Source organism: Sphingobium cupriresistens, from assembly GCF_004152865.1.
Taxonomy (GTDB): domain Bacteria; phylum Pseudomonadota; class Alphaproteobacteria; order Sphingomonadales; family Sphingomonadaceae; genus Sphingobium; species Sphingobium cupriresistens.
Genome location: NZ_SEOO01000002.1, coordinates 96883 through 112174, shown reverse-complemented (window position 1 = coordinate 112174; position 15292 = coordinate 96883). Strand labels below are relative to the sequence as shown.

At 66.7% G+C, this 15292-nt stretch carries 14 protein-coding genes and 1 tRNA gene; 12 read left to right on the top strand and 3 right to left on the bottom strand.

Annotated elements, in window-relative coordinates; genetic code table 11:
• Window positions 1-37 precede the first annotated feature (37 nt).
• Window positions 38-1690, bottom strand: a complete 1653-nt coding sequence (locus tag EWH12_RS01815) for a M28 family metallopeptidase (RefSeq protein WP_129925513.1) — start codon at window positions 1688-1690, stop codon at window positions 38-40.
• A 168-nt stretch (window positions 1691-1858) separates the two neighbouring features.
• Between EWH12_RS01815 and EWH12_RS01810 the strand changes: the two genes are divergently transcribed.
• The 7 genes from EWH12_RS01810 to EWH12_RS01780 all read left to right on the top strand — a co-directional run bounded on the left by EWH12_RS01810 (window position 1859) and on the right by EWH12_RS01780 (window position 10337).
• Window positions 1859-4732, top strand: a complete 2874-nt coding sequence (locus EWH12_RS01810; protein WP_129925512.1) for a M16 family metallopeptidase — start codon at window positions 1859-1861, stop codon at window positions 4730-4732.
• 23 nt (window positions 4733-4755) lie between these two features.
• Complete coding sequence (locus EWH12_RS01805; RefSeq protein ID WP_129925511.1) at window positions 4756-5058, top strand: hypothetical protein; 303 nt, start codon at window positions 4756-4758, stop codon at window positions 5056-5058.
• A 179-nt stretch (window positions 5059-5237) separates the two neighbouring features.
• A complete protein-coding gene (locus EWH12_RS01800) occupies window positions 5238-5687 on the top strand; it encodes a MarR family winged helix-turn-helix transcriptional regulator (RefSeq protein WP_066607553.1) in 450 nt (149 codons plus the stop codon).
• A gap of 10 nt (window positions 5688-5697) precedes the next feature.
• Window positions 5698-7764 carry an FUSC family protein gene (locus EWH12_RS01795; protein ID WP_129925510.1) on the top strand — a complete coding sequence of 689 codons (2067 nt, stop codon included), beginning with the start codon at window positions 5698-5700 and terminating at the stop codon, window positions 7762-7764.
• Window positions 7761-7976, top strand: coding sequence for a DUF1656 domain-containing protein (locus EWH12_RS01790; protein ID WP_066607122.1), 216 nt, complete (start codon window positions 7761-7763; stop codon window positions 7974-7976). Before EWH12_RS01795 ends, EWH12_RS01790 begins: the two co-directional genes overlap by 4 nt.
• On the top strand, window positions 7973-8893 hold the full coding sequence (locus EWH12_RS01785; RefSeq protein ID WP_129925509.1) for an efflux RND transporter periplasmic adaptor subunit: 921 nt from the start codon (window positions 7973-7975) through the stop codon (window positions 8891-8893). The genes EWH12_RS01790 and EWH12_RS01785 overlap by 4 nt, the downstream gene beginning before the upstream one ends.
• Before the next feature lie 70 nt (window positions 8894-8963).
• Window positions 8964-10337: an efflux transporter outer membrane subunit gene (locus EWH12_RS01780; protein WP_242495926.1), complete on the top strand. Its 1374-nt coding sequence runs from the start codon at window positions 8964-8966 to the stop codon at window positions 10335-10337.
• A gap of 182 nt (window positions 10338-10519) precedes the next feature.
• Here EWH12_RS01780 and EWH12_RS01775 read toward each other — a convergent pair whose 3' ends face one another.
• Window positions 10520-11035, bottom strand: coding sequence for an outer membrane protein assembly factor BamE (locus EWH12_RS01775; protein WP_129925507.1), 516 nt, complete (start codon window positions 11033-11035; stop codon window positions 10520-10522).
• A gap of 162 nt (window positions 11036-11197) precedes the next feature.
• On the opposite strand from EWH12_RS01775, the gene EWH12_RS01770 reads away from it, so the two are divergent.
• The 4 genes from EWH12_RS01770 (at window position 11198) to dinB (ending at window position 14080) form a co-directional block, all read left to right on the top strand.
• Complete coding sequence (locus tag EWH12_RS01770) at window positions 11198-11734, top strand: ubiquinol-cytochrome C chaperone family protein (protein ID WP_066607555.1); 537 nt, start codon at window positions 11198-11200, stop codon at window positions 11732-11734.
• Window positions 11731-12261 carry a YceD family protein gene (locus tag EWH12_RS01765; RefSeq protein WP_207212344.1) on the top strand — a complete coding sequence of 177 codons (531 nt, stop codon included), beginning with the start codon at window positions 11731-11733 and terminating at the stop codon, window positions 12259-12261. The genes EWH12_RS01770 and EWH12_RS01765 overlap by 4 nt, the downstream gene beginning before the upstream one ends.
• A gap of 85 nt (window positions 12262-12346) precedes the next feature.
• Window positions 12347-12937: a hypothetical protein gene (locus EWH12_RS01760; protein ID WP_129925506.1), complete on the top strand. Its 591-nt coding sequence runs from the start codon at window positions 12347-12349 to the stop codon at window positions 12935-12937.
• A 51-nt stretch (window positions 12938-12988) separates the two neighbouring features.
• Window positions 12989-14080: a DNA polymerase IV gene (dinB, locus tag EWH12_RS01755; protein ID WP_129925505.1), complete on the top strand. Its 1092-nt coding sequence runs from the start codon at window positions 12989-12991 to the stop codon at window positions 14078-14080.
• 71 nt (window positions 14081-14151) lie between these two features.
• On the opposite strand, the gene EWH12_RS01750 is transcribed toward dinB, so the two are convergent.
• Window positions 14152-14958: a DUF1134 domain-containing protein gene (locus tag EWH12_RS01750; RefSeq protein ID WP_066607140.1), complete on the bottom strand. Its 807-nt coding sequence runs from the start codon at window positions 14956-14958 to the stop codon at window positions 14152-14154.
• 222 nt (window positions 14959-15180) lie between these two features.
• Between EWH12_RS01750 and EWH12_RS01745 the strand changes: the two genes are divergently transcribed.
• A tRNA-Ser gene (locus EWH12_RS01745) sits at window positions 15181-15272 on the top strand.
• Window positions 15273-15292 lie beyond the last annotated feature (20 nt).

Here is a 15292-nt window from a genome sequence, read left to right as displayed (position 1 = left end):
CTAGGGTGGGGGGAGCCAGGCTCCCCCTATTTTGCCGTCAGGGCTTGGCCGCCTTGGACACAGTCGGCGCGAAGGTGTCGCCGAAGAAATCCGCCTGATACCAGAGGGGCGCGGCATCGCCATCCGCCATGGCGCGGGTGATGCGGTAATTGGCCTCGGCAAAGCGGGCGCCGGCGGTCCAGTCGATCTTCTGGCTCATGTCATCGCCGGGGTGGTGATAGGCGCCGCCCAGGAACGCTTCCCAAGCCTTTTCGCCGCCATTGGCATAGCCGGTGGCGAGGAAGACGGCGGGGACGCCCTGTTTCACGAACATATAATGGTCCGAGCGCACGAAGATCGTCTCCTGCGGCATTGGATCGGGCGAGAGCTTCACGCCCATGGGCGCGACCGCCTTGGCCACGATCGGTCCCAGCGTGGAATGATCCGCGCCGAAGGCGATGAGGTCGGTAAAGGGATAGAGCAGCAAGGGCATGTCGAGATCGACATTGCCGACGATCTGCCTGACCGGGACGCTGGGATGACGGGCATAATAGTCGGCGCCGAGCAGGCCCTTTTCCTCCGCCGTGGAGGCCAGGAAGATGATCGAGCGGCGCGGTTTGTCCGGCGCCTCAGCCATGGCGCGGGCGACTTCCAGCATGGTGGCGATGCCCGCGCCATTGTCCAGCGCGCCATTGTTGATCCGGTCCTTGTCCGGCGCGTCGCCAGGCTTGGCGGCACTGACACCGATATGGTCGAGATGGGCGGAGAGGACGACATATTCGTCTTTAAGTTTCGGGTCGCTGCCGGGCAGGATGGCGACGACATTGGGGCTGGTGACGCGCTGGCTGACCGTGTCGGCCTTGATCGTCACGCCGGTCTTGAGCGCGAAGCCCTTCGGCTTGCCGCCCGGCTTGTCGGCGGCCTTGCGGATCGCGGCGATGGTCGTGGGCGCGCCGGCGAACACAGCCTGTGCCGCCGGATCGTTCAGCATCGCGGACGCGCGCAGGCCCGGTGCCGCGTTGAACGGCACGCCTTCGGGCGAAACCCAGGTGAAATCGGGTTCGTCGGCGAACTGCACCATCCGCGCCCAGGGACGGGCCTTGGCCGACTGGAGCGTGTTGAACGCGATCATGCCGATCGCGCCATGGGATTCGGCGATCTTCCCCTTGGTGGCGGAAAGATGTGCGCCCTCCTCGCTCGGCAGCCCCTTGGGATAGCCGCGCAGGGTGACGACGATCTTTCCCTTCACGTCGAGGCCGGCATAGTCGTTGAGGCCAAGCCGCGCATTTTCAAGGCCATAGCCGACGAAGACGAGCGGCGCCGTGACGTCAAGATGCGGCTGGTCGGCGTTTATGCCGACGATCACGTCGCCGGCGTGGGTGAAGCTTTTCGCCCCGGCCGGGCCGGTGACGGTCAGCGTGGCGGGCGTTTTGTCAAATTCGGTTTTCTGGAAGGTGATGCGCTGGAGCCAGCTACCATTGTCGCCGGCAGGCTCGAGGCCGAGACCGTCGAACTGGCTGGCGACGTAGCGGGCGGCGATCTCATGCCCTTCGCTGCCGGTGTCGCGACCTTTCAACAGGTCGTCGGCGAGAAATTCGACATGGGCGCGCATGGCCGCGGGGGTGAAGACCGGATCGGCGGCGTTCTGAGCCGAGAGGGCGGCGGGCAACAACAGCGCCGTCATGGCGGCGAAGGCAATGGCGGTTTTCATGAAAGGATATGTCCACTGGATTACGGTATCGATGGAGGATTGCCGCCCTCCCCCGGCCATGTCCAGCAATAAGCGTATTGCACGTCTAAAACGGCCCGCTATGCTGCGCCCATTGTCGCTTCAGCCGCGTTCTGCACTCGCTAAAGCTCCCCTTTTCATGAGGTTCTCATGGCCCTTTCCCTGATGTCGCGCCGCCTGTCCCTGATGCTGGGCCTGTCGGTTCTGGCGCTGTCTCCCATGGCGCAGGCCGCCAAGCCCGTAGCGGCCGCAGCGCCCGCCCCGGTCGCCAGCCTCGTGTCCCAGGTCGATATTCCTTATGAGGAATTCACGCTGAAGAACGGGCTGCGCGTCATCGTCCATACCGACCGCAAGGCGCCGGTGGTGGCGGTGTCGATCTGGTATCATGTCGGGTCGCGTTATGAACCTGTCGGCAAGACCGGCTTTGCCCATCTGTTCGAGCATCTGATGTTCTATGGCTCGGAAAATGCCGATGGTCCCTTCTTCGGACGGCTGGAAGATATCGGCGCGACCGACTGGAACGGGACGACCTGGTTCGACCGCACCAATTATTTCGAGACGGTGCCGACCGGCGCGCTCGACCGGGCCTTGTTCCTGGAATCGGATCGCATGGGGCATCTGCTGGGCGCGGTGACGCAGGCCAAGCTGGATACGCAGCGCGGCGTCGTGCAGAATGAAAAGCGGATGGGCGAGAATGAGCCTTATGGCCTGGTCGAATATGCGCAGCTCGACGCGATGCTGCCCGCGGGCCATCCCTATCGCCACTCCACCATCGGGTCGATGGCGGACCTGAACGCGGCGAGCCTGGCCGACGTCCAGAGCTGGTTCAAGACCCATTATGGGCCGAACAACGCCGTGCTGGTGCTGGCGGGCGACATTGATGCCGCAACCGCCAAGACGAAGGTCGAGAAGTGGTTCGGCAATATCGCCGCCGGCCCGGCCCCCAAGGATGTGGACGCGACCGTGCCGAGCCTCGACAAGGATGTCGAAAAGGTGATGCACGACAATGTCGCGGCGACGCGGCTGTATCGCAACTGGATCGTGCCGGGGGTCAATTCGGCCGATTTGCAACAGCTGGACCTGGCGATGACAGTGTTTGGGGGGCTTAAATCCTCGCGGCTCGACAATGTGCTGGTGCGCGACGAGAAGGTCGCGGTCAGCGTGAAGGCCAGCATCCAGCCGTTCGAGAAGCTGAGCATCGCCGAGATCACCGTGGACGTGAAGCCGGGCGCCGACCCGGTGGCGGTGGGCAAGCGGCTGGACGCGCTGCTGGCCGATTATCTCGCCAAGGGGCCGAGCGCGGACGAAGTGCTGCGCGCGGCGACCACCCAGGCGGCGGGCACTATTTCCGGGCTGGAAAAGGTCGGCGGCTTTTCGGGCAAGGCGGTGACGCTGGCCGAGGGTGCGGTCTATTCCAACGATCCGGCCAAATATAAGAAAGACCTGGCCGTTTATGCCGGGGCGACGCCCGAAACGGTGAGCGCGGCGGCGCGCAAATGGCTGGGCCGGCCCGTGTTGCGCCTGACCGTGGCGCCGGGCGAGCGTAGCGCCGCGGACAATGCGTTGGCGGGGAATGCGACGCACAGGCCCGCCTTCTTCCGCAATCCCGATGCCGCCGCGCCCGTCATCACGACGCAGGCAGGGGCTTTGGCCGCGCCGACCAAGATCGCCGAGCCGCCGATCGAGCCGGTCAAGGATCTGGACTTTCCCGATGTCGAACATGCCACATTGAAGAACGGCATCCCGGTGGTTCTGGCCCATCGCGCGACGGTGCCGACGGTGCGGATATCGGTCGCTTTCGACGCAGGGAATGCCGCCGACGACCGGGCCAAGCTGGGCACGGCGGGGCTGACCGCCGCGTTGCTGGACGAAGGCACCACAACCCGGTCGTCGGTGCAGATCGCCGAGGAGCAGGAAAGGCTGGGCGCGTCGATCAGCGCGGCCAACAGCATGGACCGGACCAATGTCGGCCTGTTCGCACTGAAGCCCAATCTGGATGCGTCGTTGGGCCTGCTGGCCGATGTGATCCGCAACCCCGCCTTCGCGCCGGCCGAGGTCGAGCGACTGCGCGGGCAGGTGCTGACCCGGATCGCGTCGGAAAAGACCGAGCCGATGGCGATCGCGCAGCGGATGCTGCCGCCCCTGCTCTATGGGCAGGCTCATCCCTATGGCATTCCCTTCACCGGGTCTGGCACGGAAAGCGGCGTCAAGGCGGTGACGCGGGCGGACCTGACCGCCTTCCACGACGCCTGGCTGCGGCCCGACAATGCGACCATCTTCGTCGCGGGCGATACGACGCTGGCCGAATTGATGCCGCTGCTGGAAAAGCGCTTCGGCGACTGGAAGGCGCCCAAGACGGCGAAGGGGACCAAGACGTTCCGCATGGACAAGATGATGCGTCCGTCACGGATCATCCTGATCGACAAGCCGCAAAGCCCGCAATCGCTGATCCTGGGCGGGTTGTTGACCAACAAGGCGGGGACCGACAACCCGGTGACGTTGCAGACCGCCAATGAAGTGCTGGGCGGCAGCACGACGTCGCGCCTGACGATGGACCTGCGCGAGACGAAGGGTTGGGCCTATGGCGCAGGTACGGCGCTGCCGGGCGTCAAGGAGGCGATCCCGCTGCTGGTCTATGCGCCGGTGCAGACCGACAAGACCGGCGAGTCGATCATCGCCGCGCGGCAGGACATCAAGGACTATCTGACGACCAAGGGCACGACGGAGGCGGAGCGCAACCAGACGATCAACAGCCAGATCCTGTCGCTGCCGGGCAGTTTCGAGACATCGTCGGACCTGCTGTCCGCGATGATGCGCAACAGCCTGGTCGGCCGGCCGGACGATTATTACGAGACATTGCCCAAAGTCTATCGCGCCATGACCGCCGCGGACTTCGACAAGGCCGCGCGCGAGGCGATCAACCCCGACCGGCTGATCTGGGTCGTGGTCGGCGACGCCAAGCTGGTGCGACCGCAGCTTGACGCGGTGGGGCTGCCGGTGGAAATGGGCACACTCGCGGATTGACGCGAACGTAAAGGAGACTGGATATGGCAACCGTAGATGGCGCTTATGATTGCGTGGCCAAGACGCCGATGGGCGACCAGAAGGGCGTGTTCACCGTCGTCAGCAGCGGCGACCGTTTCAACGGGACCTTCGCCGGGATGATGGGGTCGCTGGACGTGGTCGATGGCAAGGTCGATGGCGACGCGCTGACATGGAAGATGGAGATGACCATGCCCATGCCGATGACGCTGGAATGCGAGGCCGCGGTGGCGGGCGACGCCATCACCGGCACGATGCAACTGGGCGCGTTCGGGGCGTCGGCCTTTAACGGGACGCGCCGGGCGTAAGGCGCTTTGACTGGGCTCCCGCGCAGGCAGGAGCCCAGTCAGACGGCAGGACTGGACTCCCGCCTGCGCGGGAGCACGGCATATGGCGGATCGATCGCACGGCCCATTTCCATCGTGCGACAACGAGTGTGACAGCAACACGCCATTGACAATTTTCATTAGTTAGCTATCTAATGGAAATGCCCCTGTCAGAACCCAAGCGCGCGCTCGCGCACAAGATGGCCCCGGTCGCCCGCGCCTGGCGGCAGTTGGCGGATACCGTATTGGCGGAATTCGGCGTGTCCAACAGCGCCGCCTGGTGCCTGATCCATATCGACCGGCTGGGCGGCGAGGTGGGCCAGAGCGCGCTGGCCGAGTCGCTGGACATCAGCCAACCCTCTTTGGTTCGCACATTGGACCAGGTGCAGGCGGCGGGGCTGGTGACGCGGGCGCAGCATCCCGACGACAAAAGATCCAACATCATCGCCCTGACCCCGGCCGGGCAGGAACTGGTCGGCCGGATCGAAGCGAAGCTCGACGCCCTGCGGGGCGAATTGCTGAAGGACGTGCCGGACGGCGCGATCGAGGTGACCGTGTGGTTGCTCGACCTGCTGAGCCTGCGCATCGCCGAGCATAAGAGCCCGGCGTGAGCATCCGGCCATGAGCGGCAAAATCATCGGCGAGCGCTTCGGCGCGCCGGCCGCGCTCTTTTCCCTCAAATGCCTCGCGGCGAGCATGTTGGCGCTTTATGTCGCGTTCAGCATCGGGCTGGAGCGGCCCTATTGGGCGTTCCTGACCAGCTATATCGTCGCCCAGCCCATGGCCGGCGCGGTGATTTCCAAGGCGGTGTTCCGCGCCGTGGGCACATTGGTCGGCGCGATGTTCGCGGTCGCCATCGTGCCGCCGCTGGTCAATGCGCCCGAATTGCTGGCGCTGGCCATGGCGTCATGGCTGGCGCTGTGCGTGTTCGTCTCGCTGATGGACCGGACGCCGCGATCCTATATGTTCGTGCTGGCGGGCTATACCGCCTGCCTGATCGTCTTCCCCGACGTCGATACGCCGCAAACGATCTTCACGGTGGCGTCGCTGCGCGTGCAGGAGATTTTGATCGGCATCGCCTGCGGCAGCCTGGTCCATAGCGTGATACTGCCCGGATCAATCACCACCACGCTGTTGGCGCGGGTGGAGGGGATGCTGCGCGACGCCGAACGCTGGTCGCGCGACGCGATCGCGACGGAACCAGTGGCAGGTTTGGATGCCGAACGCCGTCGGCTGGCGCAGGACGTCACGGAATTGCACCAGATGTCGGTCCACCTGCCCTTCGACATCAGCCGCCTGGCGCCGCGCGTGCGCACCGTGCGCGCATTGCAGGACCAATTGTCGATGCTGCTGCCGCTGGGCGCGGCGGCGGAAGACCGGCTGGCGCAATTGAAGGCCGCCCATGGCGGGACCGTGCCGCCGCAGGTCGAGACGTTGATCGCCGATATACGCGCCTGGCTGGATTCGCCGGTGGTGGACAATGACAGCCGGGCGCTGCTGGCCCAGGCGCTGATCGACCGCTGTGCGGCGATGGAGCCGGCGGCGACGCCCGACATGGGATGGGCCGACATGATGCGGTTGAGCCTTTATGCCCGGCTGGCCACGCTGATCGCGGCGCATCGCGACTGCCGCGACCTGCACGACCAGATGGCGACGCACAGTCGCGCCGCGGTGACGCCGAGGGTCGCGCAGCTGCTGGAGGGTCGCCGCAATCGCGAGTTGCACCGCGATTACGCCAGCGCGGCGCGCGGCGCGTTCAGCGCCTTCGTCACCGTGACGCTGGGCTGCGCGATCTGGATATTGAGCGGGTGGAAGGATGGCGGGACGGCGGTGATGCTGGCCGGCGTGTTCCTGGCCTTGTTCGCGGCGCTCGACAATCCGCTGGCCCCGCTCAAGGGATTCATGGTCGGCACGATCGCCGCGTCGGCGCTGGGCGCGCTGTACGGCTATGCCATCATGCCGCGGCTGGACGGTTTTGCGATGCTGGCGCTGGCCTATGCGCCCGCCTTGCTGATGCTCGGCGCGATGATGGCCTCGCCGCGCTGGGCGGGGATTGCGCTGCCCACCCTGCTGGGGCTGGGCAGCCCGGTGCTTTTGTCGAGCAGCTATGTCAGCGCCTTTGGCAGCTATATCAACGGCGCGGTGGCGCAGATCGTCGGCATCTGGTTCGCGATCATCATGGCCGGGCTGTTGCAATCGGCCGGGGTCGAAGACGCGATCCGCCGCACGTTGCGCGCGGGCTGGGCCGACATCGCCAATCGCGCGACGCTGATGAGCCCCCCCGACGTGCGTGGCTGGATCAACCGGATGCTCGACCGGATCGCCCTGCTCGCCCCGCGTCTGGCGGCGACCCGCGCCGATAGCGGCAAACCGCTCTACGATGCGCTGCGCGACCTGCGCACCGGGGTCGCGATCGGCGAGTTGCGCCAGTTGCGGCTGGACCTGCCGATCCAGGAAGGCGCGCCGCTGGCCGCCGTGCTGGGCGGGGTCAGCCGCCATTATCGCGGGTTGGACCCGGACGGGCCGGCGCAAGCCGATCCTGCGCTGCTGCACGATATCGACAGCGCCATCAGCGACATCAGCGCCCATCCGCGCTTGCCGGTGCGACGGGAGGGCGTGCTGGGGCTGGTGAGCCTGCGCCGCAACCTGTTCCCCGACGCCCATGCCTATCGGAGGGCCATGGCATGACCGGCGAAATCGCCCTGGGGGGCATCTATATCCCCACCCTGTTGCTGCTGGCGCTGGTCGCGCTGGTGCTGAGCTGGGCGCTGACCCGGCTGATCGGCGCTTTCGGCCTGTACCGTTTCCTGGCCTATCGTGCGGCGGTGGACCTCAGCCTCTTCATCCTCCTGCTCGGCGCCCTCGCGCTGCTCGTCCCCACCTTTGGAATCCGTCTATGAACCGCCTCTCGTCCACGCTGGTCCGCAGCGCCGCCACCATCCTGCTCGTCATCGCCGCGGCGCTGGTCGCGATCTGGATGTGGAATCATTATGAGCGCAGCCCCTGGACCCGCGACGGGCGGGTGCGCGCCGATGTGGTGCGGGTGACGCCCGACATCAGCGGGCTGGTGACGTCGGTCGCGGTGCATGACAACCAGCAGGTGAAGGCCGGCGACCTGCTGTTCGTGATCGACACGCCGCGTTACGCACTGGCGCTGGATCAGGCCCGGTCGCAGATCGCCAGCGCGCAGGCGACGCTGGCGCAGGCGCGGCGGGAGGCGCGGCGCGACCTGGCGCTGGGCGATCTGGTGGCGGCGGAGACGCATGAACAGAATGTCGCCCGCGTCGAGACGGCGCAGGCCGCGCTGACCGAGGCGATGAGCGCGCGCGAGGGCGCGGCGCTGAACCTGCAACGCACGCAGGTCAGGGCCTCGGTCAATGGGGTCGTCACCAACCTGGACCTGCATCCGGGCGACTATGTCGGCGCGGGCAGCCAGGCGCTGGCGCTGATCGACAGCGATTCGATGCGGGTCGAGGGCTATTTCGAGGAAACCAAGCTGGGTTTGATCTGCATCGGCGCGCCGGTGACGGTGCGACTGATGGGCGAGGCGCAGGATCTGCACGGCCGGGTCGAGAGCATCGCCTTCGGCATCGACGACGACAGCCGGACCAACAGCGGCAACCTCCTCCCCTCCGTCGAGCCGACCTTCAGTTGGGTACGGCTGGCGCAGCGCATTCCGGTGCGGGTGAAGCTGGACAAGGCGCCGGCGGGGTTGCGGCTGATTTCGGGCCGGACCGCAACGGTGACGGTGCAGCCCGCGGCGCCTGAGAAAAATGGGGACAAGGATGGCAAGGCGGGGGTTTGCCGTCATGGCTAAGGCTAACCGGGCCAAAAGGCAGCCTGTTCCCGCCTGCGCGGGACCGCATAAGGGTTTGGGGCCCGCGCTGTTGGTGTTGGCCCTGTCCGCCTGTGCGACCGCCGGGCCGGATTATCGCCCGCCGGCCCGGTCCGCCGCCACCGCGCCGGCCGCGACCGGGGCGTTTCATTCGGCCCAGGGCGGACCCTATAGCCAGGCCGACCTGCCCGACCATTGGTGGCGCCTCTATGCCGATCCGCAGCTCGACGCGCTGATCGAACAGGCGGTGGCCGCCAATACCGACCTCGCCCAAGCCGACGCCAATCTGGCCCAGGCGCAGGCCGTGCTGCGCGAGGCGGAGGGCGGGCGCACGATCGCGACCGGGGTCAGCGGCGGGACGACGTTGTCGCGTCCGTCCAGCACCGGATACAGCCTGCCCGGCGTGGTCGGCTATGATCTGGGCCTGTCGGCCAGCTATCCGCTGGACCTCAATGGCCGGATCAAGCGCGCGATCGAAGCGAGCGGCGCCGATGTCGAGGCGAGCGCGGCGGCGCGCGACTATGTGCGGGTCAGCGTCGCGGCGGCGACCGCGCGCGCCTATGCGCAGGTGTGCGCGGCCAATTACAGCCTGGGCGTAAACCGGCAGGTGGTGGCGTTGCAGCGCGACACGCTGAACGCGACGCGGCGGCTGGCCAAGGGCGGGCGCGGCACCGCGTTCGACGTCAGCCGGGCGCAGGCGGCGGTGGAGACGAGCGCGGCGGCGCTGCCCGCGTTCGAGGCGCAGCGGCAGAACGGCCTTTATCTGCTGGCGACATTGCTGGGGCGGCCGCCGGCCGATTATCCGCGCGATGTAGAGAGTTGCGCCGCGCTACCGGCGTTGCGCATGGCCCTGCCGGTGGGGGACGGCGCGGCGCTGATCCGGCGGCGGCCCGACATCCGGCAGGCCGAGCGGGCGATCGCAGCCGATACCGCGCGGCTGGGGGTGGCGACCGCCGACCTCTATCCGCAGGTCAGCATCGGCGGGTCGGTCGGCCTGTCGGGACCGCTCAAGGATCTGGGGTCTGGCACGGCCTTCGGCTTCAGCCTGGGGCCGCTGATCAGTTGGAGCTTCCCCAACCGGCCGGTGGTGCGGGCGCGAATCGCGCAAGCCGATGCGGCGGTGCGGGGCGACCTGGCCGGGTTCGACGGCGCCGTGCTGGAGGCGTTGCGCCAGACCGAGACGGCGCTGGAAAGCTATCGCCGCGATGCAGAGCGCGCCGCGGCGCTGGACCGGGCGCGGGACAGCGCAGCGCTCTCCGCCAATCAGGCGGGCAAGCTGTTCCGCTTTGGCCGGGGCGATTTCCTGTCGCTGCTGGACGCGCAGCGCAGCCTGGCCAGTGCGGAGGTCATAGCGGCGGCGGCGCGGACGCAACTGGTGCAGGACCAGATTGCTATCTTCCTGGCGCTGGGCGGCGGCTGGGAATGAGGGTGACTTGTCGTGAAGGCCGCGAGCGTGATTACATTGATCCCATCCGTTCGTCCTGAGTAGCCATTGAGCGAAGTCGAAATGGCGTATCGAAGATACATGCGCTGCGCTTGATGCTTCGATACGGGTCTTCGACTGCGCTCAGCCCCTACTCAGCACGAACGGGGTCAGGTCATCCAACCTTAGCTGCCGTTCGGGCCGCCGCCGGTGTTGCTGCCGCCGCCAGCGCCGCCCATGCCGCCAGCGCCGACCGCACCGATATTACCGAAAATCTCGTCGAACAGGCTGCGGTTGCGGCCCAGTGTCGGGGTCTTGTCGCCCATGGGCGAAATATGGGCGACCTGATCCAGACCCATGCGATCGACCGCCGTCACATTGCCCGCAGGATCGAAGCGGACGCGCAGCACAGTCTGTTCGACCGGCTTGGGATTGGAGAAGGCCAGCGCGCGCATCTCGCGCGAGACATAATACCAGTCCTGCTCGCCAAATTGCGAAATGAAGCTGGGACGGCCCAGCGTTCCTTCCACCGAAGCGCGATTGTCGATGCCGGGCTGAACCGAATCGACCAGCAGCTTGTCGATCGAATAGCCCTGATGCGTGCGAACGCGGGTGCAGCCAGACGCGCCCAGCACCAGCGCGCTGAGGCCGATCGCGAGCAGGATGCGCCCGCTTGACGAATGACGGCTGAACTGACGCATGAAATTCTCCTGCGGGGGGCCGACCCGCGAACCCAAGAAACTGATGTCGCCATTGCATTGCGCGACGCAGCGATCAATATGGAAATGCGCAAGCCCCGGCAAGGGGCGCAAATCATCGGACGGCGCGTCGCCATCCGATCCGTCACGAAAAGCCGTTGCCCGATGTCTGCCTCCCCCTCCTTCCTCCAGCGCCTGTTCGGGCGCACCGATCCCAAAGAGGGGCTGCGGCCGCTCTATAACGCCGTGATCCGGGAGGGGCGTCAGCCGCACTGGTATGTCGAGGGCGCGGTGCCCGATACGCTGGACGGGCGGTTCGACATGATCGTCGCGATCCTGGCACAAGTGCTGATCCGGCTGGAGCAGCAGAATGGCGCGCAGGACAGCGTGTGGCTGACCGAATTGTTCGTCGACGACATGGACGGGCAGTTGCGGCAGGAAGGCATTGGCGATGTGGTGGTCGGCAAGCATATCGGGCGGATGATGAGCGCGCTGGGCGGGCGGATCAGCGCCTATCGCGCGGCGCTGACCGGGGAGGCCGGCCTGGCCCCCGATCTTGCCGACGCGCTGCGGCGCAACCTCTATCGTGGCGCGGCGGTGGACGACGGCGCGATCAACCATGTCGAAGGCGCGCTGCGGGCGCGCTGGACGCGGCTGGGCTGCGTGTCGCGCGACGCGATGCTGACGGGAGATATCGGATGACCATCAACCCCAACCCCGAATTTGCGCGCACCCACAAGGTCGATCAGATCGCGCGGCTGGCGGGCAAGCTGCATATCGCAGCCAAGCAGCCGGAGCGGGACGCGCTGGCGCTGCGATTCGGGCTGTCGGCGCTCGATCGGCTGGAGGCCGATTATAATGTCGCCATGGAGGCTGGCGCGATCGTCGCGCGCGGACGAGTGCGCGCGGAGCTGGCCCAGCCCTGCGTCGCGACCGGCACGCCGGTGCCCGAAACGATCGACAGCGATTTCGTGTTGCGCTTCGTGGTCGAGAGCGAGGAAGCGCAGGCGGCCGACGAACTGGAGCTGGATGCGGAGGATTGCGATACGATCGGCTATGACGGCCATGTGATCGACATGGGCGAAGCGGTGGCCGAAACGATGGCGCTGGCGATGACCCCCTTCCCCCGCGCGCCGGACGCGGACGCCTATCTGAAGGAGGCCGGCGTGCTGAGCGAGGAGCAGGCCAGCCCTTTCGCCGTGTTGCTGGGCCTGAAGGACAAGGATTAGGGAAACGGGATTAGGGAAACGGGATTAGGGAAACGGGAATAGGGAACCGCGCATAGACTGGTGCGTCCCTCTTGCCATGAGACGCATGATTCTGATGGCCGCGATGATGGCGGGCGGGTGCGCCCCGCCGCCGGTGACGCCCCCGGCGTCCCCCAAACCACTATCGTCCGATGGACCGGCGCCACCCGCCGCGCCTGCGTCTTCGCCACTGATCGGCGCGGATGTCGCGCGGGTCCAGTGGGATGTGGCAGAAAATCGGGCGCAATGCGCGCCGCTGGCGCTGCGGTCCGACGGCGGCGCGGCGGGCAAGGCGCGCCCCGCGCAGTTTAGCGGCGGCTGGGCGGTCGCATTCGACCTGCCGGGGGTGCGCAGCGCCTATGGCTTCGCCGGGCCGGGGACAATCGCGATCGATGCCGAGCCGGATGCAGCGCAGCGGGCGCGGCTGACGCGGCAATGGCCCTATATGCGCGATCTGCCCACGCTGCCCCATCCTGCCTTTGCCGGTTATGGCGTGGTCGGCGCGGAGCCCTATCCGGCAGACAATGCGGACGGCAAAGGGCTTCATTCGCTCGCCTATCTGCGGATCGGCGGACAGCATTGCACCTATAATGTGTGGAGCCGGATCAGCCGCGCCCATCTGGAGACGTTGCTCGACAATCTGCGCGTGCAGGATTGAGGCGGCCGAGTCTGTTTCCCTTTCGTTCCTGACTATGGCATAGACGATGGCATGGACGCCTCGCCGCCGCCGCTGCGCAAGATCATCCATGTCGACATGGACGCCTTTTATGCGTCGGTGGAGCAGCGCGACGATCCGTCATTGCGCGGATTGCCGATCGCGGTGGGTGGGGGCGGCCCGCGCGGCGTGGTGGCGACATGCAGCTATGAAGCCCGCACATTTGGCGTGCGATCCGCCATGCCGGGCGCGCGGGCGCGGCGGCTCTGCCCCGACCTGATCTTCGTACCGCCCCGTTTCGACGTCTATCGCACGGTATCGGGCCAGGTGCGGGAGATTTTCAGCCGCTTCACCGACATCGTCCAGCCGCTCTCGCTCGACGAAGCCTATCTGGACGTGACAGTGAACAAGCCGGGCATCGCGTCGGCGACGCAGGTGGCGGAAGAGATCAGGCGGATGATCCGGGAAGAGACGGGGCTGACCGCGTCGGCCGGCGTGTCCTACAACAAGCTGATCGCCAAGCTGGCGTCGGACCAGAACAAGCCCGACGGCGTTTGCGTTGTGCGGCCAAGTGAGGGGCCGGCCTTCATCGCGGCGATGCCGGTGCGGCGCATCCATGGCGTGGGACCGGTGACGGCCAAGCGGATGCAGGCGCTGGGGATCGAAACGGGCGCGGACCTGCGGGCGCGGGACATGCGATTTCTGCAGACGCATTTCGGCAGCGCAGCCGACTATTATTATCGCGCGGCGCGGGCGCAAGACGACCGGCCGGTGCGCGAGCGGGAGGGCCGCAAGTCGGTGAGCGTGGAGGACACTTTCTTCGACGATCTGGTCGAGGAGGCGGCGCTGGTGGCGGAGATCGAGCGGATCGCGGCGAGCCTGTGGACCCGGATCGAAAAGGCGCAGGCCTGGGGCCGGACCGTGGTGTTGAAGGTGAAGTTCGCCGATTTCCGCATCATCACCCGGTCACGGAGTTTTTCGACGCCGGTGCGGTCGCCCGACATATTGGCGCAGGCCGGGCGGGAATTGCTGGTCGCGCAACTGCCGCTGCGCATGGGCGCGCGGCTGCTGGGGTTGGGGGTGCATAATCTGGAGGGGGAAGAAGGGGGCGAGGCGCAGGGCGGGCAGTTGGCGCTGGGCTTATAAGGGGTGAGCGGGTGGCGCGCGCCCTGCGCCACCACCTGCGGCGGCGGTCCCCCTCCCCGTACCGGGGAGGATTAGAAGGGTAGCCAAGTGCGCTTTTCGCTGAACTTCATATAGCCCGCATTGACGCCCAAGCGGTAGCCGACGCCCAGGCGGATAGGGATCAGCACGACATTGCCCCAGCGCAGATAGGAGGCGGTGAAGCCGCCGACCAGATAGGCGGTGCCCTCCGCCGCGGGGAAGCGGTGGTAGAGATCCTGGGTATCGTAGAGATTATAGACGAGGACGAAGGTGTTGGCCGCATTGCCGCCGACGTCAAAGCCGATCGACGGGCCGGTCCAATAGACTTCGCGCTTGCCCTCCACCTTATGGTTGAGCGTGCCCGAACCGTAGCGCAGGCCCACGACAAAGGCGCCCGACGCTTCGCGACCGGCGATATAGGCGTTGGGGCGGCCCTGATCCTTCAGCACTTTTTCGATGAGGCCCGCGAGGCCTTCGGCGCCCTTGCCGAACACGCCTTCGGCCGCACCGATCAGGTCGTCTTCCTGATAGGATTCGGCGGGCGAAAGGGCGGCAGGCGGCGAATTGCTCGTCACCGGCGCGCCGGTGGCGGTATTGCCGGCGGCGCTGCCGGCTGGCGCTTCATAGGGGGTGACGCCGGGACTGACGCCCTGATTGACGCTGCTGTCGACGCCGGGATCGGTCGGCACGCTATTGACCGGCGGCGGCGGCGCGAGGTCGGAATCGATCGCCGTATTGGGATCGATCGTCTTGACCTGCGCCGAGGCGGCGATCGGCGTCAGCGCCATGCCCGCGAGCGCCGCGACCAGCGCCGTGGCGCGCGCGATACGGCCCCCTATCTGCCCGTTGATGCCGATCATGCCCGATACTCCCCGAAAAGCCCGCTTAAATGTCATATCATGGCATTGCGACCAGCAAGCTGAAACGACAATGAACGAACGGCGACCTGAGTCGATTCCGCGCCGGAACGAAAGAGGAAAGACGGCGAAAAATTCCGCAAACAGCCCGTTGCCATGCTGCAAAGCCCTCGCTATAGCCCCTGCCAGCCATTGCTTTCCTGTCTGGGTGGGCAAATTTCGTGCGGAGACGTGGGTGAGTGGCTGAAACCAGCGGTTTGCTAAACCGTCGTGGCCTTAAGGGGCCACCGAGGGTTCGAATCCCTCCGTCTCCGCCAATTTTTACAGGGTCCGCGCG

What these genes read in the sequence shown, in the direction of transcription:
- EWH12_RS01815 (WP_129925513.1), bottom strand. Translation starts at nt 1,690, where the DNA reads ATGAAAACCGCCATTGCCTTCGCCGCCATGACGGCGCTGTTGTTGCCC.
- EWH12_RS01810 (WP_129925512.1), top strand. Translation starts at nt 1,859, where the DNA reads ATGGCCCTTTCCCTGATGTCGCGCCGCCTGTCCCTGATGCTGGGCCTG.
- EWH12_RS01805 (WP_129925511.1), top strand. Translation starts at nt 4,756, where the DNA reads ATGGCAACCGTAGATGGCGCTTATGATTGCGTGGCCAAGACGCCGATG.
- EWH12_RS01800 (WP_066607553.1), top strand. Translation starts at nt 5,238, where the DNA reads ATGCCCCTGTCAGAACCCAAGCGCGCGCTCGCGCACAAGATGGCCCCG.
- EWH12_RS01795 (WP_129925510.1), top strand. Translation starts at nt 5,698, where the DNA reads ATGAGCGGCAAAATCATCGGCGAGCGCTTCGGCGCGCCGGCCGCGCTC.
- EWH12_RS01790 (WP_066607122.1), top strand. Translation starts at nt 7,761, where the DNA reads ATGACCGGCGAAATCGCCCTGGGGGGCATCTATATCCCCACCCTGTTG.
- EWH12_RS01785 (WP_129925509.1), top strand. Translation starts at nt 7,973, where the DNA reads ATGAACCGCCTCTCGTCCACGCTGGTCCGCAGCGCCGCCACCATCCTG.
- EWH12_RS01775 (WP_129925507.1), bottom strand. Translation starts at nt 11,035, where the DNA reads ATGCGTCAGTTCAGCCGTCATTCGTCAAGCGGGCGCATCCTGCTCGCG.
- EWH12_RS01770 (WP_066607555.1), top strand. Translation starts at nt 11,198, where the DNA reads ATGTCTGCCTCCCCCTCCTTCCTCCAGCGCCTGTTCGGGCGCACCGAT.
- EWH12_RS01765 (WP_207212344.1), top strand. Translation starts at nt 11,731, where the DNA reads ATGACCATCAACCCCAACCCCGAATTTGCGCGCACCCACAAGGTCGAT.
- EWH12_RS01760 (WP_129925506.1), top strand. Translation starts at nt 12,347, where the DNA reads ATGATTCTGATGGCCGCGATGATGGCGGGCGGGTGCGCCCCGCCGCCG.
- dinB (WP_129925505.1), top strand. Translation starts at nt 12,989, where the DNA reads ATGGACGCCTCGCCGCCGCCGCTGCGCAAGATCATCCATGTCGACATG.
- EWH12_RS01750 (WP_066607140.1), bottom strand. Translation starts at nt 14,958, where the DNA reads ATGATCGGCATCAACGGGCAGATAGGGGGCCGTATCGCGCGCGCCACG.